The sequence below is a fragment of the Aeromonas sp. Y293-4 genome (assembly GCF_027705905.1).
In the GTDB taxonomy this organism is placed as follows: domain Bacteria; phylum Pseudomonadota; class Gammaproteobacteria; order Enterobacterales; family Aeromonadaceae; genus Aeromonas; species Aeromonas veronii.
The window spans coordinates 65,300-86,869 of the sequence record NZ_JAPDCI010000003.1 but is presented as its reverse complement, the minus strand read 5'-3'; the positions used below and the strand labels follow the sequence as shown (position 1 = coordinate 86,869).

Below are 21,570 nucleotides of genomic sequence, written 5' to 3'. Positions count from 1 at the left end.
TGGTCAATCGGTTGGACCGCGGCTCAATACAGAGTCGTTTGGCAAGTATATGGTGAGGGATCGACAGAGACAGTGAAAGAGGGGGAAATTAATCAGCCGGCTATCCACTCATCGTCTGGCGGATACGGGGCAAGGTTCAGGGAGTCACGCTTTCATAACAACCATCCATCACAACCATCGCGGGAGTCCGGGCTCCCGCGATGGTTGACGATAACGGCAATTAACGGTCGCGATTCAACGCGATCAGACGATCAAGAATCGCTTCACCATCGGCACGCAAACCGTTGTGCTCATATTCATTGGTGATCCAGGCACGACTGTTGCCCAGGCCACGCAGGGTCTCGCGGCTGTAGTCAAACTCCACATACATATCCTCGGCATAGACGGCGCAGGCTACCGGCACCTTGTTGCGGGCCAATTGTGCCGGGTCATAGAGCGCCCCCCAGTCCGCCTTGTTGGCCAGCAGATGAGCCGCCTCTTTCAGGGGCAGCAACTCGCGAAACTGCTCGAACATCCAGGGGTAAACCATCTCGCCGGTGAAGGCGAAATCCTTGCCGGGCGCCCAGTTCACCGCAGGAAACTCCCCTCTGACCCGATCCGCCGCCCAGCGAGTCGCCTCCCCTTCGGCGTAGATAGCCTCGTGCAGAATGGCAAACAGCGGGTTGGTATTGAATGGCTGCATGCTCTGCACCTGATAGAGAAAGGCCGGGCTCAGCTTGTCACCGATAAAGGCCTCCTCCAGCAGGTAATAAAGCTCCTCGAAAGCACCCGTAGCGCCGAGATCCAGCCCTTGCTGCTGGAACTGCTCCACCGTCAGGCGCTGGCCGTTGGGCAGCCGCACATCGTGATGGTGCAGATGGTTGGCCAGCCGGTTGGAAATCCCCTGAGCGTGGGGGAAGCGGGCGAAGAAGGCACGGTTCTTGTCAGCCACCCTCTGGTAGGTGGCACGGTAAACCTCCTCGGCACTGCGGCTGATCGGCGCGATACCGCCGGTGATATAGACCTCCCGCAGGCTATCGGGGAAGAGCGAGAGATAGGTCAGGCAGCAAAAACCGCCAAAACTTTGCCCCAGCAGGCTCCAGCGATGCTTGGGGCTGAGCTCCTGCCGGATGAACTCAGCATCTTGCACTATGCTGTCGGCGCGAAAATGGCTGAGATACTCCGCCTGCTCGGTCGGTGTCATTTTGGCCAGAATATGCCCATGGATGGGGCTCGACATCCCGGTGCCACGCTGATCCAGCAGCAGCACTCTGAACTCCTGCAACGCCCGCTTGAGCCAACCACTGTTAGCCGTCGGGCGCGGCGCCCCGAATCCCGGCCCCCCTTGCAGAAACAGCAGCCAAGGGAGCTTGTCATCGAGTTTGTCTTTGCAGCAGAGGGTGCGGGCAAACAGGGTAATGCTGTCACCATCCGGCTCATCATGATCGAGGGGAACGGTAAAAAAGTGCGGCTCGCAATGAATGCCGTCCAGTACATAGCTCAAGGGGCTGTTCATCTGGGATCTCTCCGTCAGGATGGGAACATCATTGACCCCATCATAGCCCCGCCCAGCCACAGGGTCACTCCGGTTTTCCAAAATGTTAACAATGGCTTAAAGGTCGAAACATCACCCGACAAGCCGCTCTTCAACGGTGCTGAATTAATTGTTTTGCAGGGGAGATTGACGCCATGGCGCCATTCAACAAAGATGGCTCGCCTGCACAGGAGTGCAGCCATTCAGGCCGACAAAATGGATAAGGGAATGTGATGAAACCGAAGTGGATCAGGGCCAGAAAAAGAGAGAAGAAGCCATGCCCTGGCAGCATGCTGCAGACCGGAATGCTGCTGTTCAGTGCCACCTGTGGCGCAACGCTCTTTTTGGCAGCATGCAACAGCAACTAGAAATGAAAAAGCCCGCTCGATTGAGCGGGCTTTTCGAATTTGGCTCCTCCTACTGGACTTGAACCAGTGACATACGGATTAACAGTCCGCCGTTCTACCGACTGAACTAAGGAGGAATTGTAATTGGTGCCCAGAGACGGAATCGAACCGCCGACACGGGGATTTTCAATCCCCTGCTCTACCGACTGAGCTATCTGGGCAACGGCGCGCATTAAACCCTTTCTGGACTGGGGTGTCAACCTTGCAGCCCCAGTTTCTGGCATGTTTTTGCATAGGGTGAACCAAGTGGCGAGATAGTGTGCAAGGAGTCCCTGACTCCACACCGGGATCCGGTTGTCGGCAGGTGCTTCTATCGAGGTTTTTTCCCTTTATAGAATTACCTTTTCGCTCTCTCACGCATTCGGTTCCTCCAACAAGTCAGCCCATTTTCTGTCAAAAAACGGATGAACTAACCTGCATGTTTTTTGTGCGCTGAAAAGTTACCAGAAATTGACCAGACAGGGTTTGGTGCGTCGATACCGAAGGACCTCCGGTCGTCGGCTCCTCAGCGTCCCTGTGAAGAAGAGAAGTGATGGTGTTTCGGCGGGGGAACTCAAATTTATTGTGACGAAAATCACAAAAATTCAATCTCGATTACACCTCTTTTTGAGCCTCAAATGACGATCTTTGCTTTGTGGGCGTACACAGATCCCCCTGAAGATAAGGAGCATTTGTCGTTAGAAGCACAAAGTCGCTCTCCAGAAGGCGATCTGATGTTCGCCTCCGAATCGCCTTCATATGGCTGCCTTTAGGGTCCTCAACTACAAACAAATTCATTAAATATCAATAATATGACTGCGTTTGGTGCTGTTGTGATTTGAGGGGGGGTATGCAAAATTTCTGCAAGCACCGCCATCCGGCGGTTATGGTTAGAGAGGTAGTTGTGAGCAGCGAAGTGTCAACGCCAACTGCTAAAAGCAGGCAGGAGTCGTGTGGAGAATACGTCTCCAAACAAAAAGAGGTAAAAGACGAGTACGTCCCTTGGCTCGCATGGGTCACATATACATCTGGTGCCAGGGTCGGCTACTTCAATGTGCACAGAAACAATCAGCGTTATCGGTTTAAGATCGCGAGCACCAGTGAGGCTAGCCTCAAAGTGATACGCGATAAAGCACGTAAACTGATGGCGGAGCTCATCACAGATCCTGAGGGATTCAAGCAAGCCTATCGCGCTAGTTTATCGGTAGAGCGCTTCATTTATGATGATTACCTACCCGCAGTGCAGGAAACTCATCGTTCTATCAGGACTATAAAGTCCCGTATAAAGCCAATCGTGGCAGCCTTAGGGCACAAGCCACTGAACCGTGTCAACCGTGATGACATCGAGCGCTTTCAAGCGGAGCAAGCAAAAACCAAATCTGTTGCTACGGTGAATCGCTACCTAGCGCAGATCAAGGCTATTGCGACCTTCGCAGTGGAGCGCGGCATACTCAAATCGTCTCCCGCAGCAGATATCCCCGCCAAATACGAGCCTGTCCTGCCTCCCAAAGGCTTACCCGATGAGGCAGTCAATAAGCTGGTCGCTCGCTTGATGGAAGACATTGACGAGGAAAAGGCTCGTCTGTTGCTGTTCCTGTTCGCAACGGGCTCCCGGATGGGAGAGGCCAGAGCTCTAAAGCTGCAGGATTGTAACCTCACCACTCAGATCGCTTTTCTACCGACGAGTAAGTCTGGCCGAGAAAGGCTTATACCGCTTAATCAGTTCGCCCTTGAATTGGTTCAACTTCAGCGCCAGCGCCATGGCACGACCGGCCTGCTTTTTCGAGGCCAAGATGGTGTCTCTCCGATATCGGAGCCCCGCCGTTACTGGTACCACGTCTGTAATGATTGCGGATTATCGGGGGTACGCATACATGATGCGAGGCATTCAGTCGCGACCTCACTGCTGAACAAGGGCTGTTCGCTCGATGTATTGCAGAAAGTCCTAGGCCACAGCTCTCCTCGGATGACTGAAAGGTACGCTAGGCACCACGATAAGACGCTGGTCAAGGCCGTCGACGTACTTCACACCGTATGGGACCTGCCCAACCTCACCTGCTAACAAACTTTAGGAGATGGGGGAGGGAGACTCCCCCATTAATGATTATGCATCGTTCCAAAAAAGATAATAACGGTAAACTGAATCGTTTCATTACTGATAGGACGCATCAAAGAAGGGGCTCACTAGGTTCCCTCGATATTGCTAATCAGGTTGTACCGCCGACAGACTCGGTACCTGACTCGGATCAGGAAGCATCCGCGCCAGAATCGATCCCTACGGTCGCCCCTAGATCGCAGCCATTACTGGTGTCGGCAACGCATGATGAGCAACCTCATGATGATTACTGTACAAGAGCGCAGGTAGCTCAAGAGCTGGAGGCATTCCGTGTTAGGCATATGCATGCCGCCTTTTATGCTTCTGACGAGGGGCAAGCCCTCAATAAGGGTAAAGAGCCAGATGAGTGTCTAGTTTTGCGGGATGGCTCCTTGTCGCCTCACTGCATCAAGGAGCTGACAGAGTGGCAGGGCTCACCATTTATCCCTGAAAATTTCAAGATCACTCCTGATGGCAAAGTCATGTTCATGGCTGGTAACCCCCCCTCCGAGGTCTTTGCGGGGGTCACATTGCCAATAGCCACATACCTGGACAAAGACGGTCGGCTTGAAGCCGTGGAGCTGGCTTGCCTTGCTCCTGATGGCAGTGTAGTTACCTTCCAGTTATCTCTGAAGGACATTCATAACGACCTGAAAAAAGTCAAGACAACGCTGAGCTCTTACCGACTCTCTTACTACCAAGGAACAGAGAACCAACTGATACGCTTTATGCTTGGCTGTGCAAAGATGGAGCTGATAAAGTCCATTTGCTTAGTGGAACAGGCAGGTTTTGTGCCTGAAAAACGGGTCTATGTGACTCATGAAGCTACCCTGAGCCGCGAAGATGGTCACTCAGCAAAGCGGTACCGATATCGACTTCGCAAGCAGCTTGGGCAACTGAGCTCAAGGGATTCACTGGAAGCCTGGAGGCGGAGTGTCGCGGAGCCAGTACGGCAGTTCCCGATAATGGTGTTTTCGATATTGGCGATGCTGACCAATGTGTTGATAAACCTGCTACAAAAGCCCTCAACGATCGTTCATGTTTATGGCCTGAGCTCCGTGGGGAAGACGACTCTAGCGATGCTGGCTCAGAGTACAGTAGGACGGGCTACCGACCCTAGTGAGGATGGCACGTCTGCTATTAGAAAATGGCACAATACTTTCAATGCATTGATATCACTCATTGAAATGCACCATGGGATGGGGTTGGTACTTGACGAGTTGGGTTCATTCACCGGGAGGAATTTCAGCTCGCTCATGTATGCGATGACAAACGGGCAGAGCAAAGGGCGTTGTGACAAAGATAGCCTTCTGATTGAAGCCAAAAACACAGCGGCGCTCTGCATTTTCTCGACGGGCGAGATGAGCTCTGATGATTTTTTGCGCAAATTGCGTGACTCTGTAAACTCAGGCGCTCGTGTCCGGATGCTTAATATCGAGATCCTGCAGGATGATGCCAGGCTGCCGGGTGAAACACTGGCCCAAGCCAAAGCCCGGATTGACCAACTCAAGGCGGCTTGTGGGACTTACTACGGCACAGCGCTCCCGGCTCTGGCGCAAGGGCTGTTGAACTTGCCGGAGGCCACTTCCTTTGAGGTGTTGCAGCAGTTGACTCGTGATCGGGTTAATGAGTGCGCCGGGCGTTTGGAGTCTTTGGTCAATGGTGCTACCGAGTCACCGCTTATTCGTAGAGGTCTGGATTTCTTTGCCATGACGCTGGCTACCGGCTTGTATGGTATCGAGCTGGGTGTGTTGCCCTTCACTGAGAGTGAGGTTTTGGATGCAGTAGTCGAAGGGGCTAATCGATGGGCATCCTCATTAAGGGAGAAGCCTGATGATGTATCTCTGGCCGCGCATGGACTCCTCAATACCCTAATCCGAAACCGCCAGATGTTTCCAGACATTGACTCGGTGAAAGAGAGTAAACACATGGGGTTCACTCAAGGTCCTAATTTCTTGGTGCGTTTGTCATGGTTCGATGAGTTGGTTCCGCAATATGGCAAACAGGTGATTGAATGGCTTGAGAAGCATGGTTATCTGCGGCCTGGGCCAGATAAAAAATACATCCGGTTGCGCAACACCAGCCGGGATACCAAGTATAGAGCTGGTAATTACTATGCGCTGGATCACGACAAGGTGATGGGCTTTACCGGTGGTATCGAAGAGATAGATGGTTACGAGGGGGCATCCCGAGAGTCTCCATCCTCCGCTCCGAGTTTCACCCGCCGCGCGACGAGCGAGACGGGGGGTGTGATGGTTGAGTCCTCACCAGACATGTCAGAGATACCGGCAGATGTCGAAAAATTCTAAAAGATGAAGGGGGGCCAGTGCGAACTGGCCCCCTTGCTTTGTGGGATCCGGTGGCAAATTACCGTGGTCTCTACACGGTTACTCAGGGCTGCGAATACTTGTCAATTATGGGGTGGTTGACCGATGCAGCAGGCAAAAGGGGGAGGAGTGTTTCAGCAGGCCGAGAAGGCCAGGATGATCTTGTTGCGGAGGTTTGGAGAGCCGTGAGGCCAAAGCAGCTCATTGGGTCGCTAAACCGCGATACGGGTGTCTCACCGTGGGGGGAGATACCGGTGCAGTTCAGTGACGAGATCCCAAGCAGTCCTCCTGCATCAGCAGGTATTGTCAAACGGTTAAAAAAGAGGCCAGAACCGACTGGCCCTGACCTCTTCACTTCCGAGCTTTCGTGGCAGATATCGCTCAGAAATCCATCTTCATAAAACAGGAGTTAGTTTATTTCGCTGGATTAATATACTTCATATCCAGCGGGAACGCGGTCCCCTTCATCAATTTCCTCTCGGGATTCACCGATCACCCGGTTAACCCGATCCCAGAACGTCTGACCATCGGTTTCGGTCAGGCCGTATTCCTGCTTCACCTCGCGCTTTGCCGTGGACTCTTTCATCTGGATCATTTTACTCATGTATTACTCCTTGGATTGCTACTGCTTGATGGTTGACGACAATGCAGAACAGCGGCGACAGGTGGTGTCGTGGCATGTCAGGCGCTGTCGCCAGATGTATAAACTGGGATCTTTGTCACAAATGGGTCAGGGCGGAGCCTGACTCATCAGGGTCAATAAATGGCGTAAATCACGGACGATTTGCTCATGGATAAAACCGGGCGAGATCACCGTCAGTCCCGGCATCCAGGATTTGATGACGGGCAGAATTTGATTGGCATCGAGCACACGACTGCTCAATAACAGCGCACCGTCATCCAAGGTTTTGACAATCTCCTGCTCGGGCAGCAACGGGCGGTGCTGAAAGTTGATGGCGATGGCGGCACTGGCCTTGAGGAGCACCTCGATCATGCCGGAGCGCCAGAGCGTCGGATCGGTATCGATTTGCCGCTGAATAAGCGCATCGCGGGTAAAGGTCTGTTGCGATAGCTCAACCAGCGCGATGGAGCTCAACGGATAGGCTTGCAACCTCCCCTCGCTGACGCCGACCAAGTGCCAGGTGCCCTTGTAGTTGACAAGCTGATAGGGGCTAAACAGTTGCTTGCGCTGGTCTTTGGTGATGAGCCAGCATTGCAGATGCTGGGTCATTGCCTGCTCTAATACCGGTAGCTGGTGACTCAGTGAGTCGGTGGACTGGGCATCGAATCCCTTGATGGCGAAGAGGCTTGGGGTGTCTCTGTCCAGCAGCTGACCCAGACGATGTTCACTGGCGCGGGGGAATAGGTCGGTGATACCCAACTGGTCGGCCAGTTTTCGCACTTTTCCGTCGTTCTTGTGATTGAGGAACCCAGGATCCAGCCAGTACTGCTGGCTGCGGTGCTCTATCGGTAGATAGCTGAGGCGTTGATTGAAATCCCGCTGCAGGGTGCGCACGGTGACGTTGTACTCGGTGGCCAGATCACTCAGGTGTAGCTTCTCACCGCTGTACAGGCGGGTGAGGAGCATACCGAGGCGCTGCGCAATCTTGTCGTGTTCGTGCATACCATCACAGAAGGGGAATAACCGTGTCGCGGATTATCCAAACAGGCCGCGACACGGCGTGACGAATTGGCTGGCAGGCAGTTTTTCGCAAAACCCATCATCGGCGATGGGCTTTTGTCATCAGTGGAGGGGTTTTGTTATCAACCGGCGAGAAGCGGTTGAGCTGGCCAGGAAGGCCGGTTCGGTGAGGTTGTTGCGGCTTGCCCAGAGATGGGGCTGAGTTGATGCTATTGAGCCGCTTAACTGCGATAGCGGTATCTCACCGCTGAGGGAGATACCGGGTTGCTGCTCACCTTGATAACTGAGGAGGGGCTGACTCCAGAACTATGCCGCTGCAAGTGCGTCTTCAGCTCCATCCCGTAAGGCAACCACTCCCAAATAGAGGCAGATCGGGACCGTCTTTCTGAAAGCTGGACCTTGTAAGTCATAAATAAGCCAGGCTCCAGACAGGACCCACATCACAGGGCCGAGCGCATTTAGCATCGGGTTTCGCTTACTGACTTCCTTGACCAAAGCTTTGGCGGCTTCACGCCCGACGATCTGGGTAATTAAGCTAATGATAATGGTCTCTATTAGGCCGAGAGCAACCTTGGGGCCAAGGATCTGGATGATAAAGGGGAGAATGGCCACCTTACCGTTTTTGGCGAGATGCTCCTTTATTAAATTAGCGTCTTCATTACCTACACCCATTTTCTTGAACGCATCGGCAAGTTCAGTTGGTGTTTTTGATAGCAGTTCTGTCTCAACAACAGCAGACACTAACCGTTCCAATCGGCTTTCCACTGAGCCCCCGCGTTTGACTCTGACTTTGAGCTTTTCGCAGACATCCTCAATCAACTCAAGGGATGAGATTCCACCATCACGACTCGATGAAAACACTGAGCGAACTGCATAAGCGACATCAGAAGATCCGTAATACCTGATCTGTTTGTCCATTAGTGCGCACAGTTCCGTTTTGGCTGAAGACGCGTGATGACTTTTTTGAAGTAATTCTTTGCGGGCAGCATCATCAGTAAAAGATACATAGCTATCCAACACGCCGGACAGGTACTCAAGGTCTGCGTGCTCACATTTAGCCAAGATTTTTTCCATACGATATCTCCCTGTTGGATGCGCTGCGTGCTCACTGCCTAATGTTGAGTGAGGCGAAAGTCACACCAGAAGTTGCTTGATTTGAACCTGCTGTTTTTGGGCATCGCGTCTTGTCCGCTAGCTCACGAAGAGATACTAGCAAGTGAGTTGCAACCCGTAAAGTGGGTTGTTACGCTTTTTTTGACAATGCAGTCCAATCATGGGTAGTATGTGAGTCGAGATTTCGTATAAAACCTTTTACTTCATAAACTTAGAGTGTGACGCATCGAATGGAAGAGAAAAAAGTAAGCTATGCAGCTGTAGTTGGTGCTGTTCTTTCAGAAGAAAGGGAGAGGAGGAACGTAAGCCAACTGATGGCCGCCAATGTGGCTGGATTGACCCAGTCAACATGGGGACGAATGGAGCTTGGCCGGGCATGTACATTGGAAAATCTAGCAAAGGCTTCTAAAGCATTTCACTTTGAGCTTTGGCAGTTATTAAAAGTCGTTGAAGACAGGGTTAAAAGTCTTGAGGAGCAGGGCTTTAAGGTCGTTTACGAGTTGCCATCAGAGTCAGAAATAAAGGAACGTCAGGAAGAATGGCTGACCAGTAGCTCGCTGATATCAAAAATGTCACTCATTGGTTTGGGGGCATTGGCTGGGGCCGCCATGATGGGAGTGGCGGAATACATTAAGAAAGCTCCAAACAAGTAGGTTTGTTCTTCTTTTAACCAAATTACGGCATCTGATGTCCGCAAGTGACAACAACCGGTATCTCACACCTAGGCGAGATACCGGTTGTTGTTAACTGGCCTGAACCCACTCGCCCTCTTCGGGAAGCGGCAGCGGCTTGGATGGTACTGAACTGGTCAGCGCATCATGGATGCAGTTGGCTATTTTCTGGCTGGTCTGCTGCATCCGAGTGTTATGCAGGTGTGCATAACGCAGTGATGTCTGACTGCTCCGGTGGCCTAGTTGGGATTGCACATCAAACAGGGTGCCGCCGTTGGAGACAATCAGCGCGGCTACCGAATGGCGACAGGTGTGCAGGCACACCCCCTCCTTATCTATACCAGCTCGCGCCAACATCCGCTGAAAACCCTTGGTGGGGTTTTGCAATGGCTGCCCTTGCCGCTTGCCTGGAAACAGGTAGGGATTTCCCTCTGTCACCGGTAAGTAGTTCAACAGCTCCACCGCCATATGGTTCAGGTGCAACACACGGCTATGGCCGTTCTTGGTGTGGGGAATGTATAGGGTCTTGTCCTCCTTGTTGTAGTGCTGCCATTTGGCCCTTGCCAGCTCGGCCCGGCGCAAGCCGGTGAGCAGCAACATCTTGACGTACTGACCGGTATAGAAACTTTCATGCTGATCAGCAGCCCGAAACAGGCGACGGATTTCATCTGGGGTGAAGTAGCGTTCGCGTCGATTGTTTTCTCGCAGCAATGACACCAAGGCTGCGGGATTCTCTTTAATCAGCCCGGCACGGGCGGCCCAGGTCATGATGGCCTTGAGCAATGCTAATACGCGATTGCAGGTGGCCGGGGTGAGGCGCTTGAGTAACATCTGTTGCATGTTCTGGATGCGGGTGAGGGTGATCTCTTCCGGGATCAGATTGCCGAAGATGGGCCGTAGGTGATTACGGAAGCGATGTTCATCCGTCTTCCAACTGCGATTTCGAGATTGCAGATAGGGCAGATAGTCTTCCTGAAACAAATTGCTCAGGGTCTTCTGGTTGCGCTTCTCCTCCTTGGCCTGTTGCGGGTCAACGCCTTCGGCGATCTTGCGTTTGTAGTCGAGCGCTAGCTTGCGAGCCGCGCTGACATCCAATGTGGGATAGTGCCCCAGCGCAATCGCCCGTTTGCGCCCATGTATTTGATAGCGCAGCAGGAACTTGCGACGCCCCTCCCCTTTTCCCACCAGACAGCGCAGACCGGTCACATCGGTATCTGAATACTCCGCTTCGGTACTGCGAGCGTCATCGGGGTTAGGGGGCAGATCGGCAATCCGTCGATTGGTGAATTTAAATCGGGTAGGTGTTTCGTTCATGGTTCGCTCCTCAACATGTGAGCTGGTGCAACAGGGTATAGGCTCCCTTCACAGTGGAAAGGAGGTCTAATCCCCGTCTCTGGCTTGGCGATCAAAATGGTCGTTGCTCATCGCGCCTTGGCCTGACTGGCCCGGCACGATGACAACGCGGGAAAGGTGAGTGAGCAGATGGCCGCCCCGGTCGCTACCCGGTCCGATCCCGTAAAAATGCTACCGAGCCCCGTGTCCGCCCCGCACGAACGGGGGGGGGGCGGGGCTGGTTTTTCCCTTTGAGGGATTGAGCTTTTTCATCTCAACCCCGTAAACCCGCGAAATTTGCGGAAATAATGGGTGAGTTAATGAATAGGTCGGGTTGCCCCGCAATGTCACGGCGAGCCCCGTGCCCGCCCCGCACGAATGGAGGGAAACGGGGCGCGTTTTTCCCTTGGAGAGATTGGGTAAATCGACGCCAACCCCGTAACCCCGTGAAATTTGCGCAGTAACAGGGGGGAATTATTCACTGGCTACCGTGATCGCATAGATACCCAGCGACAGATAGGTGAGGAAATTGCCCTCCCATAATTCATAGAACTCACCCAGCTCAGACAACGGCACCACATGCGCATAGGCAATCAGCCCTTCCTGGCTTGAGAAGTCAAAATCGACCTCCTTCGCCAATTCGGCATAATCGCCCATGCCGACATAGGAAAAGTCCGTGATATAGACCAAGGACCATAGATTTCCTCGTCGTTGTAGACGGATCTCCACCGGATGAAAGCCGCCGGTTTCCGGGCCATAACCCGGATCACGAAAGTTCATCGTGACAGCTCGGGCTTGTTGCCATCTGGGATGGTGTCTGTTCAGCAGGTCGGTCAGACATACGGCGAGCCGGGATGAAACCGGCAGGGGGAGTCCCTGCCAGTTCAGTGCTATGTCACGGTTGCTCATTGTTGGGTCTCCTGCCCGGCTACCTCGTCGCCGGTCTCGGATCCCGTTTCGGCCCCGGCCTCATCCATCTTGTCTGACAAACCGGCCTGGTCGTTGGCTGTTTCCAAAAACGGGGGCTCATTGCCTTTCTCGATGGTTATCTCATCGATCGTGTCATCTTGCTCCTTCTGCCCCTTGGCTTTTCCCTTGCGAACCTGTTTATCCATATTGGCCGGTTCATCCAGCTGAGTAGACCAGTCGCTGAGGGATAGGCCGACCCGGTGGAACGGCGAGTTGGGCTCGGCGGCGGCCAGTAACTTTTCAGCCCGCAGGATGGCGGCGAGGAAGCCGTGGTTATTGGCACTGCCCCTAACAAACAGCGCCTTGAGCGCCACCGATTTGAATGGCGCATCCTTGAGGATGTCCAGCAGTGCCAGGATGTCATCGAGCGATAACCAGTGCTTGCTGAACAGGCCGCCCGTGTCGTTGGCGGTAATGCGAAGGGCATAGCGACCTTCATCGTTCTTGCCCACGTCGTAGTGCAGCAAACCACTGGCCCGAGCGCTTATCTTCGGGGCCTTGGCAGATTTAATAACAGTCCAGACCGGAGCAGCCGAGGCTGCCGGTTGTGTGGCTTTAGCCATGATGAAATTCCTTCTGAAGGGATTACTTGAAGAAGTCAGCCGCTTTGCTGCGATGACCTTGATGGATATGACTGCCTAACGAGGCAATGGCGCCGCTAATGACCCCCAGGTCATCGGTGAGTCCGACGCCGGGAATGAAGTCCGGTACGGCATCGACCGGACAGAGCAGATAGGCGAGGGCGCTGACCACGATGGTCTTGACCCACAAAGGCGTCTGCTCGTCGGCCATCAACAGGTAGAGCAAGACGGCCTGCTCAACCAGCAGCTTCATGCCCTTGATGTGTTTTAGCTTGGCGAGTAGCGAGGAGCGGTTGATCTCGGTCATGCGGCCCACTCCCCATCCCAGTATGACGCCAGCGCCAGACTGACCACACCATCGCAGATATCCAGGACCGGACCCGCGTTCCGGGCGGTGACGTTGAGCAACTTGAACACCGGATGGTCTTTATCATGCAGCGTCACTTGTGTGCCCTCCAGAGCGATCCAGCGCTCAGGTAACGGCAACCAGTAGACGGCCTGCTCGGCGCTGTCCGTGGTGAAGCTGCTGTCCCCCATGTCCCACACCTCTTCGAAGATACCGTTGTCCAGGTCGTGGGTTGCCTGACCGGAGAAGCGAGCAATCGACAGCACCAACTGCCCTATCTGAGTCGAGGGCAGTTGGTGCAAGGTGTAGATGTCGGTGTGACTGAAGATGGCAACCAATACCGGCAGACCGGGCATTGGCAGGGATTCCGGTACATAACGACCGTGGATGCGGATGGCTTTGACCAGTTGATGATGGCGCAGCAAAGCCCGCGACAGGGTATCCAGATAATCCTGAGTCGCGTTTTTGCCCTCGCCAATGGCATCAAACAATGAAAGTTCAGACATGGATGTTCTCCTTGGATGATCCCGGACCGGAATGGTCATGGGTTATCCAGGGATTCATATATGTTTGAGGATTGGGCTTTTACGGGAAGGGGAGAGCAGGCAATCAGAATGAGCAGCAATTGATAGCGGGTGAACGGTGGTTTTGAAAAAGGCCTGTCAGATGAAGGGGATTTTTCTCACAACAGTATATATAGGGGGCAATTCTTTATGCCCTGTAACCCTAATCCGATGAATAAGGACTCATCATGCCTCACTTCCGTAACTATCAAATCAACGAACTGGTCAGTGCTTCGCACCGTGACCAGATTGACTTACGAGCCTATCGCCGAGCGCTGGAACTTGCGCTACAGGCTGTCTTTGGTTTTGACCTACAGCGTGTTGTTGTGAAACGCCGGTTCTATGCCTACTCACTCAAAGACCGCAAGGCGACTCGCAGAGAAAAAATGCTCCTGGGTCAGCGGGTTGTCTTGGCTATTCCTGCTCTCCTACCTGCCATCAAAAGCTATCCGCTGCGATACCCGGAGGCGTTCCGTACTAGCCGTAGGCTGTTCCAGTACGTGAAGGCTAAGAAACGATTGGCTGATATTGGTCCGCAACTGAGATAATGGATTCCCCTAGCCTTAGGTGGCTAGGGGCGTTGACCAAATCGATGTGGCTTGAATGGAGCTAGGCTGTGTTCTCAAAATGCTGGTTTTCTGTCCACCAATAGTTCCCGTAAGTAATGAAGGCAGAAAGCCAGCTTGATAAAAGCAGCAAAACTTCCCGCTAGCTTTTCATATCTCGTTGATAATCGACGAAACTTCTTCAGCCATCCGAAGCATCGTTCGACCACGTTTCGCCTGCGATAACGAGCTTTGTCTAATACCAGTGGACGTCCCTTATGGTACCGCTGCTGGTCGCTACGCTGCGGGATGACCGCTTTTATCCTTCTGCGCCGGAGTTCTGCCCGCAAAGCCCTGCTGCTATAGGCCTTATCTGCGGCAAGATGCGCTGGTCGCGTGCGATAACGGCCTGATGAGGTCGGTATCCTTACCATGGCCAACGCACTTGTCGCATATCTGATTTCCGCTGATTGCCCCGGTGAAAGGCAGAACCCCAGCGGTAAACCATTACCATCAGTGACCAAGTGAATTTTGCTGCCAAAACCGCCACGCGAGCGGCCAAGCGCTTGATTCACAGAAGTGTTTTTTTACGCGCTCCGGCAGCATCTTTGGATGCCCTGACATTGGAGCCGTCAATGCACCACAGGTCGAAGTCGATAAGTCCTTCTTCATTGAGATGCAGTTGCAGCGCTTCAAGGATGGCATCAATGCGACCTGTACTTTGCCAACGTCGAAAAGTGTTGTAGACCGAACTCCATGGGCCGAAACGTTCTGGCAGATCTCGCCAAGGTGCACCGGTGTGGAGTATCCAGAGAATGCCATTGAGCACCTGGCGTGGCTCGCGAGTAGGACGTCCGCTTATGTGGTGGTATGGGAAAAGGGGCTCGATAAGCCTCCATTGTGCATCGGTCAACTGGTAACGACGGGACACTGCGTAGGTCTTAAGCTATTGAGAGGATTTGAGATTATATCTTCATCACTTTAAGAACACAGCCTAGTCATATTTCGATTCCAAGAAAATCATGGTCCAATTGTGCCATGCCTTAGTGGCTGGCCGCCGATGCTAGACCGGTTCTTGAAGATGGCGGAGGAGAAGAGGTTGTCAGGTAATATTATCTACGTTGCGTCTTTGGGATGATTGAGTAACACCACCGGTGGCACATGTCATTGAAGTATTGACATTCCAGCAACGGGAGGGGCTAGGTTTAAAACGCAGCCATTTGATGATAGAGAATGTTAGGGAAGGTGCGAATAAGTCATATGGCACGAGAGCATTTACTGGTAACCCATTGATATTAAATGACTAAAATTTTCATTTTTTGTTCGTGGGATACTTGTTCGCACTTTCCTTAGTTCAAGTCAGTTGTTTCTATGAGCTCGATTTTTATGAATTGGCGCGTTTTGCAAGTAAATTGGCGCGTTCTGCATATAGGTTATGTCTTGCCCCTTGTATTGTTCTGATCTGCCTCAATTTGTGACCAAGCTCCCGTTTTGGCGACGATTTGACCATCGCACATCACGTTTTTTTCCTATTCCACAATTGGAATCATCTATATGAAAAACATACATATTTTGCGGTATGACGCATCGCCTTTGTTGGTAGTGTTGACCTTGGGTACCCTGTTGCTTGCCGGTTGCAACGACAAGTCCATCCCAGTATCGATGGCACCGCCCGAGGTGAGCGCGGCGCAGGTTGTGGTCAAACCGGTGACCCAGTGGGATGAATACAGTGGCCGTATTGAAGCGATTCAAAGCGTCGAACTGCGTCCCCGTGTATCTGGGTATCTCGAGAGCGTGAACTATCGGGAAGGTCAGGAGGTGAAACAAGGCGATGTGCTGTTCACTATCGATGCCCGCAATTACCGCGCCGAACTGGCGCGGGCCAATGCACAGTTCGCACGTGCGACCAGTGTGGCGGCGCAGAGCCGCAACGAAGCGCGCCGCGCCAAGGTGCTGGTCGCCCAACACGCCATTTCTACCGAGCTGTGGGAGCAGCGCAACGCTGCCGATAAAGCGGCCCAGGCCGATATGATGGCAGCTCAAGCTGCGGTCGATACGGCAAAGCTCAATCTGGAGTGGACCCAGGTACGCGCACCGATTGTCGGTCGGGCAGGGCGTGCGCTGGTGACCAAGGGCAACCTGGTTACGGCAGACGGCGCTACGAGCGTGCTGACCACCTTGGTGTCGCAAGACAAGATGTATGCCTATTTCGACATCGATGAGAATGCCTTCCTGCGTTACACCCAGCGCGCCCGCACTGACCTAGGTGGCAACAGCGCCACGATCCCGGTTCAGGTTGGGCTCTCCAATGAGGAGGGCTTCCTCCACAGCGGCGAGGTCGACTTTCTCGACAACCGGGTGCAGCGCAGCAGCGGCACCCTTCGCGTTCGCGCCATTCTGGATAACAAAGATCGCATTTTGACCCCAGGTCTGTTTGCCCGTGTGCGCCTGCAAGGTGGCCGCATTCCCGATGCCGTGCTGATCGACAACAAGGCCCTGCTGACTGATCAGGACCGTAAATATGTCTATGTGGTCGACAAAGATGGCAAGGCCCAGCGTCGTGACGTGATTCCGGGACGGGAAGCCGAGGGGCTTCGCATCATCGAGAAAGGATTGGTGGCTGGCGATCGCGTGATCATCGAAGGCTATCAGAAGGTGTTCATTCCGGGCATGCCGGTGAACGCCAGAGAGGTGCCGATGCAGGGCGCTTCAGCATTGACGGCGGCGATGAAATGACCACCCCAATGTCCACTGCGGCGCGTGTGCTGACGCGCCTGGTCTCTCTCGAACAGTCTGTTTAAGGACCTATTCCATGGACTTTTCCCGTTTCTTTATTGATCGGCCAATTTTTGCGGCTGTGCTGTCGATCGTGATCTTCGCTGCCGGATTGATCACCATTCCTAACTTGCCGGTGAGCGAGTATCCGGAAGTGGTGCCGCCGTCGGTAGTGGTACGAACCGTCTATCCGGGCGCCAACCCCAAGGTGATCGCTGAAACCGTGGCCACGCCGCTGGAAGAGGCGATCAATGGCGTCGAAGGCATGATGTATTTCAAGTCGGTGGCTGGCTCTGACGGCGTGCTGCAGATGACCATCACCTTCCGTCCGGGCACTGACCCCGACGAGGCCGCGGTCAAGGTACAAAACCGTGTGGCGCAGGCACAGGCTCGTCTGCCGGAAGATGTGCGCCGCCAGGGCGTGACCACCCAGAAGCAGTCTCCGACGTTTCTGATGGTGGTGCATTTGACTTCGCCAGGCGGCAAGTACGACACCCTGTACTTGCGTAACTACGCGCGTCTGCATGTGAAAGATGCGCTGGCGCGGATCCCGGGGGTGGGGGATGCCCAAGTGTTTGGTGGTGGTGACTATGCCATGCGCGCCTGGCTTGACCCGGACAAGATTGCCTCTCTGGGCCTGACGGCCAGTGATGTGGTCAGCGCCATGCGCGAACAGAACGTGCAGGTGTCGGCTGGCCAACTGGGTGCCGAGCCGATGCCAAACAGCCAGTTCCTCACGCTGATCAACGCCCAGGGGCGTCTGCGCAGCGAGCAGGAATTCGGCGATATCGTGCTGAAAAATGGCGATAACGGAGAAGTGGTGCGTCTGGCCGATGTGGCCCGCGTTGAGCTTGGAGCCGGCGATTACACCCTGCGCTCCCAGTTGGATGGCAAGAATGCGGTCGGTATAGGTATCTTCCAGTCGCCGGGCGCCAATGCGCTCGAGATCCGCGATGCGGTCATCAATGCGATGAACCAGATGCAGAAGACCTTCCCGTCTGATGTGAAGTATGAAGCTGTCTACGACACCACCATCTTTGTGCGTGATTCGATCAGTGCCGTGGTGGACACCCTGCTCGAAGCAGTATTGCTGGTGGTGCTGGTGGTGATCCTGTTCCTGCAGACCTGGCGTGCCTCGATCATTCCGCTGATCGCCGTGCCGGTGTCGGTGGTGGGGACCTTTGCTACCCTCTATGTACTGGGTTTTTCCATCAACACCCTGAGCCTGTTCGGTCTGGTGCTCGCCATCGGGATTGTGGTGGACGATGCCATCGTGGTGGTGGAGAACGTCGAGCGTAACATCGAAGAGGGGCTCTCGCCGGTGGCTGCGGCGCATCAAGCGATGCGTGAAGTCTCCGGGCCGATCATTGCGATCGCGCTGGTGCTGTGCGCCGTGTTTGTGCCGATGGCGTTTTTGTCCGGTGTCACCGGCCAGTTCTACAAGCAGTTCGCCGTCACCATCGCCATCTCGACCGTGATCTCGGCCATCAACTCCTTGACCTTGTCGCCGGCGCTGGCTGCCCGTTTGCTCAAACCGCACGATGCGCCCAAGGATGGTCCGAGCCGACTGATTGACTACCTGCTGGGATGGTTGTTCCGTCCGTTTAACCGGGTCTTCAAGTCGAGCTCCGAGCGCTATGAGCGCAACATCTCCCGTATCCTTGGTCGCCGTGGCGCCGTGTTTGTGGTTTATGCCCTGCTGCTCGGCGCGACCGGTGTGATGTTCAAACAGGTTCCGCCCGGATTTATCCCGACCCAGGACAAGCTCTACCTGATTGCCGGGGTAAAATTGCCGGAAGGTTCGTCGATTGCCCGCACCGACGAGATGTTGCGCAAGGTCGCCCAGATCGCACAAGAGACCGACGGGGTGGCGCACACCATTTCGTTCCCGGGTCTTAATGCGCTGCAATTCACCAACACACCCAACACCGGGGTGGCGTTCATACCGCTCAAGCCGTTTGCTGAGCGTAATGGCCGCACTGCGGCACAGATCAATGCCGAGATAAACCAGAAGATCGCTGGTCTGCAAGAGGGCTTCGCCTTCTCGATGATGCCGCCTCCGATCCTGGGGCTCGGCAGCGGTAACGGCTATCAGATGTTTATCGAGGACCGTGGCAATTTCGGTTACGGCAAACTGCAAGAAGCCGTGCAGGCGATGCAGGGCACAGTAGCCCAGACACCGGGCATGGCGTACCCAATTACGAGTTATCAGGCCAACGTGCCGCAACTCGATGCCCATGTGGATCGTGTCAAAGCCAAGGCGCAAGGGGTCGCACTGACCGAGCTGTTCGATACCTTGCAGACCTATTTGGGCTCGACCTATGTGAACGACTTCAACCAGTTTGGTCGTACCTGGCAGGTGATTGCGCAGGCGGACGGGGCGTTTCGCGATAGCGTGGAGGACATCGGCAAGCTGCAAACCCGTAATGCCCGCGGCGAGATGGTACCGATTGGTGCGATGGTGACCATCAAGGAAACCTACGGTCCGGACCCGGTGCTGCGTTTTAACGGCTATCCCGCCGCCGATCTGGCCGGTGAGGCCGATCCGCGCATGCTCTCGTCGGCGCAGGTGATGGGCAAATTGACCGATATCGCCGGGCAGGTATTGCCGGTAGGGATGACTACCGAGTGGACTGACTTGAGCTATCAGCAGGCCACTCAGGGCAATGCCGCCTTTATTGTCTTCCCGGTGGCAATCTTGATGGTGTTCCTGGTGCTGGCAGCGCTGTACGAAAGCTGGACCCTGCCGCTGGCAGTGATCCTGATTGTACCGATGACGCTGCTCTCGGCGCTGTTCGGGGTCTGGATGACAGGTGGTGATAACAACGTCTTCGTTCAGGTGGGGCTGGTGGTGCTGATGGGGCTGGCGTGCAAGAACGCCATCCTGATCGTCGAGTTTGCCCGTGAGCTGGAGATGAACGGTCGTGGCATTGTTGAGTCCGCGTTGAAGGCATGCCGGCTGCGGTTGCGCCCGATTGTGATGACATCAATCGCCTTTATCGCCGGCACGGTTCCGTTGGTGCTCTCCACGGGCGCCGGGGCGGAAGTGCGCTCGGTGACCGGTATCACGGTCTTTGCGGGGATGCTGGGGGTGACGCTGTTTGGTCTGTTCCTGACCCCGGTGTTCTACGTGGCGCTGCGTAAGCTCTCAGGCCGGCCCTTGGTCCAGCATGGCGAGTCGACCTTCGTGGGCGATCCGCTCTGAATCCGGGCGTATTCCAACCTCTTTTTGGACGAGTAACTTTACGATGTATGTGAACTCGAAAACCCATCCATTCCGTCGCGTGCTCACGGTGAGCCTCGCCGCGCTGTTGTCAGCGTGCAGCGTCGGACCGGACTTTGAACGTCCGGCCCTGCCGGCCGTGAGCAGCTATGCCCGTTTGGATGCCACAGTGCGTCAAGAGCCGGCTCCAGATGCGGGGCCGGCGTTCTGGCGCGGATTTAACGACCCGGAGCTCACCAAACTGGTTGAGCTTGCCCTGCGTCATAACCACGATGTGCAGCTGGCACTGGCCAATTATCAGCAGGCCAATGCCATGCTGGGTAGCGCAAAGTACGACTTGCTGCCTACGCTCACCGCCAGCTCGCAGGCAAGCAATGAGCGCAGCAGTGCCAGTCAGCAGCCCGGCGTCGCGGCTGCCGATCGCGATTATCACCAATATCAGGGTAGTGTCGGCTTTAGCTGGGAGCTGGATCTGTTTGGTCGCGTGCGGCGTTCCGTGGAAGTGCAGCGCGCCGACACCCGTGCCAGTGCCGATGATATGGCTGCCATGCAGGTGGCGGTGGTGGGGGAACTGGCCCAGACCTACTTCCAGCTGCGCGGCTGGCAGGAGCAGCTGGGCATCGCCCGTGACAACGCCGCCAACCAGGCGCAAACCCTGTCGCTACTGCAACTGCGGCAAGGGGCGGGCATGGCCAGCGCGTTTGATGTGGATAGAAGCCGTGCCCAGCTCGAAACCACCCGAGCCAGCATCCCGCCACTGGAGGTGCAAATTGCGCTGGCTACCCACCGACTGGGTGTACTGACCGGTAATGTGCCGGAGTCATTGATTAGCGAGCTGGCGGCGCCGGCAGCGCTGGCGCAGTTGCCTGCGAATGTGCCCATGCAGGCTCCTGGCGAGTTGCTTCGCCGCCGTCCAGATGTCGCTGCTGCCGAGCATCGCCTGGCCGCGTCGACAGCGCGCATCGGTGTGGCCACTGCCGATCTCTTCCCCCGATTTACCCTGGGGGGCTTGATCGGTACTCAGGCATTGGATGCCGGCTCTCTGTTTGCACGGGACAGCGAGACCCGGTCGCTGACACTCGGTATTGATGGCTCATTTTTGAATGTTGGTCGTGTTCGTGCGCGCATCGCTGCCAGCAATGCGCAGACAGCCGGTGATCTGGCCAGCTATGAGAAAACTGTCCTCACCGCGCTGGAAGAGACCGAGAATGCGCTGGTTCAGGTGTCACGCAGTGAGCAGCAGCGCCAGCATCTGGAGCAGGCTGCTGCAGCCAGCGTGCGTGCCGCCGAGGCGGCCAAGGTGCGCTTCGACCAGGGCGCCATCGATCTGCTGGCGTTGCTGGATGCCGAAAGCGTGCGTCTGCAAAGCCAGGATGCGTTGGCACAGAGTCGGGTCGGATATACCCTGGCCGTGGTGTCACTCTACCGAGCCATGGCCGGCGGTTGGCCGGAATATGTGGCCGATGAGGCATCCAACAAAACCTGAGCA

17 protein-coding genes and 2 tRNA genes are annotated in these 21,570 nt (G+C 55.0%); 7 read left to right on the top strand and 12 right to left on the bottom strand.

What is annotated here, in order from left to right:
• Window positions 1-220 precede the first annotated feature (220 nt).
• The 3 genes from OKC31_RS04355 to OKC31_RS04345 all read right to left on the bottom strand — a co-directional run bounded on the left by OKC31_RS04355 (window position 221) and on the right by OKC31_RS04345 (window position 2,081).
• Window positions 221-1,495, bottom strand: a complete 1,275-nt coding sequence (locus tag OKC31_RS04355; protein WP_201989823.1) for an alpha/beta hydrolase — start codon at window positions 1,493-1,495, stop codon at window positions 221-223.
• 426 nt (window positions 1,496-1,921) lie between these two features.
• A tRNA-Asn gene (locus OKC31_RS04350) sits at window positions 1,922-1,997 on the bottom strand.
• Window positions 1,998-2,005: 8 nt separating this feature from the next.
• Window positions 2,006-2,081, bottom strand: a tRNA-Phe gene (locus tag OKC31_RS04345).
• 722 nt (window positions 2,082-2,803) lie between these two features.
• Between OKC31_RS04345 and OKC31_RS04340 the strand changes: the two genes are divergently transcribed.
• Window positions 2,804-3,961, top strand: coding sequence for a tyrosine-type recombinase/integrase (locus tag OKC31_RS04340; RefSeq protein ID WP_175429520.1), 1,158 nt, complete (start codon window positions 2,804-2,806; stop codon window positions 3,959-3,961).
• A 38-nt stretch (window positions 3,962-3,999) separates the two neighbouring features.
• Window positions 4,000-6,303 (top strand): DUF927 domain-containing protein, encoded by a 2,304-nt coding sequence (locus OKC31_RS04335; RefSeq protein WP_270656348.1) that lies wholly within the window; start codon window positions 4,000-4,002, stop codon window positions 6,301-6,303.
• 445 nt (window positions 6,304-6,748) lie between these two features.
• On the opposite strand, the gene OKC31_RS04330 is transcribed toward OKC31_RS04335, so the two are convergent.
• From OKC31_RS04330 to OKC31_RS04320, 3 genes are all read right to left on the bottom strand, one after another.
• On the bottom strand, window positions 6,749-6,925 hold the full coding sequence (locus OKC31_RS04330) for a hypothetical protein (RefSeq protein WP_005348328.1): 177 nt from the start codon (window positions 6,923-6,925) through the stop codon (window positions 6,749-6,751).
• Window positions 6,926-7,051: 126 nt separating this feature from the next.
• Entirely contained in the window at window positions 7,052-7,945 is an 894-nt protein-coding gene (locus tag OKC31_RS04325) for a helix-turn-helix transcriptional regulator (RefSeq protein ID WP_049049173.1), read from the bottom strand.
• 324 nt (window positions 7,946-8,269) lie between these two features.
• On the bottom strand, window positions 8,270-9,037 hold the full coding sequence (locus OKC31_RS04320) for a hypothetical protein (protein ID WP_049049176.1): 768 nt from the start codon (window positions 9,035-9,037) through the stop codon (window positions 8,270-8,272).
• 269 nt (window positions 9,038-9,306) lie between these two features.
• On the opposite strand from OKC31_RS04320, the gene OKC31_RS04315 reads away from it, so the two are divergent.
• Complete coding sequence (locus tag OKC31_RS04315) at window positions 9,307-9,729, top strand: helix-turn-helix domain-containing protein (protein ID WP_124244789.1); 423 nt, start codon at window positions 9,307-9,309, stop codon at window positions 9,727-9,729.
• 90 nt (window positions 9,730-9,819) lie between these two features.
• Here OKC31_RS04315 and OKC31_RS04310 read toward each other — a convergent pair whose 3' ends face one another.
• The 5 genes from OKC31_RS04310 to OKC31_RS04290 form a co-directional block, all read right to left on the bottom strand.
• The gene (locus tag OKC31_RS04310; RefSeq protein ID WP_227342027.1) at window positions 9,820-11,061 is read right to left on the bottom strand and encodes a tyrosine-type recombinase/integrase; all 1,242 of its coding nucleotides are present in this window, start codon (window positions 11,059-11,061) and stop codon (window positions 9,820-9,822) included.
• A 492-nt stretch (window positions 11,062-11,553) separates the two neighbouring features.
• Window positions 11,554-11,988 (bottom strand): DUF2787 family protein, encoded by a 435-nt coding sequence (locus OKC31_RS04305; protein WP_227342026.1) that lies wholly within the window; start codon window positions 11,986-11,988, stop codon window positions 11,554-11,556.
• Window positions 11,985-12,611, bottom strand: coding sequence for a hypothetical protein (locus OKC31_RS04300; protein WP_227342025.1), 627 nt, complete (start codon window positions 12,609-12,611; stop codon window positions 11,985-11,987). Before OKC31_RS04300 ends, OKC31_RS04305 begins: the two co-directional genes overlap by 4 nt.
• Window positions 12,612-12,633: 22 nt before the next feature.
• A complete protein-coding gene (locus OKC31_RS04295; RefSeq protein WP_227342024.1) occupies window positions 12,634-12,936 on the bottom strand; it encodes a YkvA family protein in 303 nt (100 codons plus the stop codon).
• Window positions 12,933-13,481, bottom strand: a complete 549-nt coding sequence (locus OKC31_RS04290) for a hypothetical protein (protein WP_227342023.1) — start codon at window positions 13,479-13,481, stop codon at window positions 12,933-12,935. The genes OKC31_RS04295 and OKC31_RS04290 overlap by 4 nt, the downstream gene beginning before the upstream one ends.
• Window positions 13,482-13,726: 245 nt before the next feature.
• Between OKC31_RS04290 and OKC31_RS04285 the strand changes: the two genes are divergently transcribed.
• Complete coding sequence (locus OKC31_RS04285) at window positions 13,727-14,086, top strand: hypothetical protein (RefSeq protein ID WP_227342022.1); 360 nt, start codon at window positions 13,727-13,729, stop codon at window positions 14,084-14,086.
• A 74-nt stretch (window positions 14,087-14,160) separates the two neighbouring features.
• Here OKC31_RS04285 and OKC31_RS04280 read toward each other — a convergent pair.
• Window positions 14,161-15,014, bottom strand: a protein-coding gene (locus OKC31_RS04280) for an IS5 family transposase (RefSeq protein WP_227340631.1) whose coding sequence is annotated in 2 segments (ribosomal slippage) — window positions 14,161-14,672 and window positions 14,672-15,014 — 855 coding nt in all. Because the reading frame shifts where the segments join, the coding sequence is not laid out codon by codon here.
• Between the two features lie 623 nt (window positions 15,015-15,637).
• Here OKC31_RS04280 and OKC31_RS04275 point away from each other — a divergent pair.
• From OKC31_RS04275 to OKC31_RS04265, 3 genes are all read left to right on the top strand, one after another.
• Window positions 15,638-16,819, top strand: coding sequence for an efflux RND transporter periplasmic adaptor subunit (locus OKC31_RS04275; RefSeq protein ID WP_257119816.1), 1,182 nt, complete (start codon window positions 15,638-15,640; stop codon window positions 16,817-16,819).
• 76 nt (window positions 16,820-16,895) lie between these two features.
• Window positions 16,896-20,063: an efflux RND transporter permease subunit gene (locus tag OKC31_RS04270; RefSeq protein ID WP_227342021.1), complete on the top strand. Its 3,168-nt coding sequence runs from the start codon at window positions 16,896-16,898 to the stop codon at window positions 20,061-20,063.
• Between the two features lie 49 nt (window positions 20,064-20,112).
• Window positions 20,113-21,567 (top strand): efflux transporter outer membrane subunit, encoded by a 1,455-nt coding sequence (locus tag OKC31_RS04265; protein ID WP_227342020.1) that lies wholly within the window; start codon window positions 20,113-20,115, stop codon window positions 21,565-21,567.
• Window positions 21,568-21,570: the final 3 nt, after the last annotated feature.

What these genes read in the sequence shown, in the direction of transcription:
- OKC31_RS04355 (WP_201989823.1), bottom strand. Translation starts at nt 1,495, where the DNA reads ATGAACAGCCCCTTGAGCTATGTACTGGACGGCATTCATTGCGAGCCG.
- OKC31_RS04335 (WP_270656348.1), top strand. Translation starts at nt 4,000, where the DNA reads ATGATTATGCATCGTTCCAAAAAAGATAATAACGGTAAACTGAATCGT.
- OKC31_RS04330 (WP_005348328.1), bottom strand. Translation starts at nt 6,925, where the DNA reads ATGAGTAAAATGATCCAGATGAAAGAGTCCACGGCAAAGCGCGAGGTG.
- OKC31_RS04325 (WP_049049173.1), bottom strand. Translation starts at nt 7,945, where the DNA reads ATGCACGAACACGACAAGATTGCGCAGCGCCTCGGTATGCTCCTCACC.
- OKC31_RS04320 (WP_049049176.1), bottom strand. Translation starts at nt 9,037, where the DNA reads ATGGAAAAAATCTTGGCTAAATGTGAGCACGCAGACCTTGAGTACCTG.
- OKC31_RS04315 (WP_124244789.1), top strand. Translation starts at nt 9,307, where the DNA reads ATGGAAGAGAAAAAAGTAAGCTATGCAGCTGTAGTTGGTGCTGTTCTT.
- OKC31_RS04310 (WP_227342027.1), bottom strand. Translation starts at nt 11,061, where the DNA reads ATGAACGAAACACCTACCCGATTTAAATTCACCAATCGACGGATTGCC.
- OKC31_RS04305 (WP_227342026.1), bottom strand. Translation starts at nt 11,988, where the DNA reads ATGAGCAACCGTGACATAGCACTGAACTGGCAGGGACTCCCCCTGCCG.
- OKC31_RS04300 (WP_227342025.1), bottom strand. Translation starts at nt 12,611, where the DNA reads ATGGCTAAAGCCACACAACCGGCAGCCTCGGCTGCTCCGGTCTGGACT.
- OKC31_RS04295 (WP_227342024.1), bottom strand. Translation starts at nt 12,936, where the DNA reads ATGACCGAGATCAACCGCTCCTCGCTACTCGCCAAGCTAAAACACATC.
- OKC31_RS04290 (WP_227342023.1), bottom strand. Translation starts at nt 13,481, where the DNA reads ATGTCTGAACTTTCATTGTTTGATGCCATTGGCGAGGGCAAAAACGCG.
- OKC31_RS04285 (WP_227342022.1), top strand. Translation starts at nt 13,727, where the DNA reads ATGCCTCACTTCCGTAACTATCAAATCAACGAACTGGTCAGTGCTTCG.
- OKC31_RS04275 (WP_257119816.1), top strand. Translation starts at nt 15,638, where the DNA reads ATGAAAAACATACATATTTTGCGGTATGACGCATCGCCTTTGTTGGTA.
- OKC31_RS04270 (WP_227342021.1), top strand. Translation starts at nt 16,896, where the DNA reads ATGGACTTTTCCCGTTTCTTTATTGATCGGCCAATTTTTGCGGCTGTG.